This is a genomic window from Caballeronia arationis (assembly GCF_001544975.2).
In the GTDB taxonomy this organism is placed as follows: Bacteria; Pseudomonadota; Gammaproteobacteria; order Burkholderiales; family Burkholderiaceae; genus Caballeronia; species Caballeronia arationis.
Genome location: NZ_FCOG02000390.1, coordinates 1 through 1881 on the forward strand (window position 1 = coordinate 1; position 1881 = coordinate 1881).

Genomic DNA, 1881 nt, shown 5'->3' on the forward strand with positions numbered 1-1881 from the left:
GCGTCAGTGAAGGCGAGCGCGTCTTCAACCAGCGCCCCGGCATCGAGCGTCGCTGCGACGAAAAAGTCCAGCACCACGCAGCCGGTTGCAAAAAAGGCCAGCCGAAAGGTCGCAGCGAAGAAGGCGAATTCTACGGCAGCGCCCGCTCCCGCGACAAAGACTGCCGCAACAAAGACCGCCGCGACGAAGACTGCCGCGAAGAAGGCAGTCGCCAAAAAAACCGCTGCAAAAAAGGCGGCGGTTAAGAAGTCTGTGACGAAGAAGGTTGCTGCGTCTACGAAGTCCGCGGCGAAGAAGGCGGTATCGGCAAAGACCCCCGCGGGGAAAACCGCTTCCAAGCGGGCGACAGCGGCCCGAGCACGGGCTGAATCGGACGCTCAGGCAAGCGTCGCAGCGCCTGATACGCGCGGTCTCGACGCCCAAATGACGCCGCCGCCGGCACCGCCGAGCGGCGCCGAGGCGATGGCTTGAATTTAGCGGGCAGTTGAAGGGGAAGTTCCGGCGCGCTTGGAATCCACCTGCAACGCTGCTTTTGACTTCCCGTCACTCCCTGCCCTGTTTTGAGACGAACGGGGCAGGTGCAGCATTCCTGAAAGCAAGAGCGGCCCGCGCGGGGCCGCTTTCAACTATCGACGGCGGTTGATCACAGCGGCTGAATCGTCGAAGCCTGTTTTCCCTTCGGACCTTGTTTGATCTCGAAGCTTACTTTTTGATTCTCCTGAAGCGATTTGAAGCCGCTGCCTTGAATCTCGGAAAAGTGCGCGAATAGATCCTCGCCACCGGCGTCCGGCGTGATAAACCCATAGCCCTTTGCATCGTTGAACCACTTCACAGTACCGGTTGCCATTTTTGCTACACCTCGATAACGATAAATACTAGATGAGATTGCCCCGACGGCCTTTGGTCCGTCAGCAGCAGATTTTTAGCACATTGGCGTACGCAATCTCTATCAGCATTTTCGCTTACAGAAATGACATCAGTCGGACATAAACCCGGTCTGCAGGGTCGTCCGATGTCTCCACTACGAAAAACCACCGGTCAGTGTGCCTCATCATGAACGAAAAGATCCGGGCCGCCACCTATTCGCGCACCAGTGAAATTCGCCAGATGACAACCTCGACAGCACGTTAGTCATCGGCGTCGCCGACATCGAGCTCGTCCTCGATCGTAACGATCAGATCTTCCGTATCAATCTCATAGTGACCGTCGTTTCGGTCAACCACCACCTCGCCGCCCTGTCCTCCGCCGCCCTCTGTCTCAGTCAGCTTGAGCACGATGAGCTCGTCCGGAAGCCCTTGAAACTCCTCGGAAACAATCGTCGCGAGATGAACAAGCTCGCCCGTCTCGGCATCTTCGAAAGGGGCGTCCCAATGCAAACTGTCGCCCGGAAGTTCCACAACGGCCCCCGCACGGCCGACTATTTTCAATATCCCATCGCTAAGCACATAACTCATGTCCTTTCCTCCTTCTTAAACGCGATCCAAAACTCCCTTGCCAAGATACACGCTCGTAACTGTGAACCCGTCGTTGGAGACTTGGTTTGACGAAGCGTCAGCTTCGCGTATCCTGGCGAGAATGGCAATTCAGTATATCGACTTATGACGCTGGCACTCTGGACGAGCCACCCCGAAACGGCGTATGCGCATTGGCAGCGCACCGATGCCGCCGGCGCTGATCGCCGAGCCTTCGCCGAACGATCCATCGTTCAACACTGTGCGATGTTTGCGCGCTTTAATCGGTTCCTTGTCGGCCATCGGCAGACGATGACGACGTTCGGATCCGATCACATCGATGGATTTTTTGGAGAACTCGCGAGAGATTGCTCGCCGGGCACAACGACACGGCTGAGATACCTGAAGCTCATCGACCGGCTCGTTCGGT

General features: G+C 57.2%; 4 protein-coding genes. All 4 read right to left on the bottom strand.

Annotated elements, in window-relative coordinates; genetic code table 11:
* Positions 1-338: hypothetical protein (locus AWB81_RS45545; RefSeq protein ID WP_200822645.1), on the bottom strand; the 338-nt coding region annotated here is incomplete at its 3' end.
* A gap of 305 nt (positions 339-643) precedes the next feature.
* Positions 644-847, bottom strand: a complete 204-nt coding sequence (locus AWB81_RS42525; protein ID WP_062644548.1) for a cold-shock protein — start codon at positions 845-847, stop codon at positions 644-646.
* Between the two features lie 280 nt (positions 848-1127).
* The gene (locus AWB81_RS42530; protein WP_062644551.1) at positions 1128-1454 is read right to left on the bottom strand and encodes a hypothetical protein; all 327 of its coding nucleotides are present in this window, start codon (positions 1452-1454) and stop codon (positions 1128-1130) included.
* A 129-nt stretch (positions 1455-1583) separates the two neighbouring features.
* Positions 1584-1881: hypothetical protein (locus tag AWB81_RS48670; RefSeq protein WP_159939035.1), on the bottom strand; the 298-nt coding region annotated here is incomplete at its 5' end.

What these genes read in the sequence shown, in the direction of transcription:
- AWB81_RS42525 (WP_062644548.1), bottom strand. Translation starts at nt 847, where the DNA reads ATGGCAACCGGTACTGTGAAGTGGTTCAACGATGCAAAGGGCTATGGG.
- AWB81_RS42530 (WP_062644551.1), bottom strand. Translation starts at nt 1,454, where the DNA reads ATGAGTTATGTGCTTAGCGATGGGATATTGAAAATAGTCGGCCGTGCG.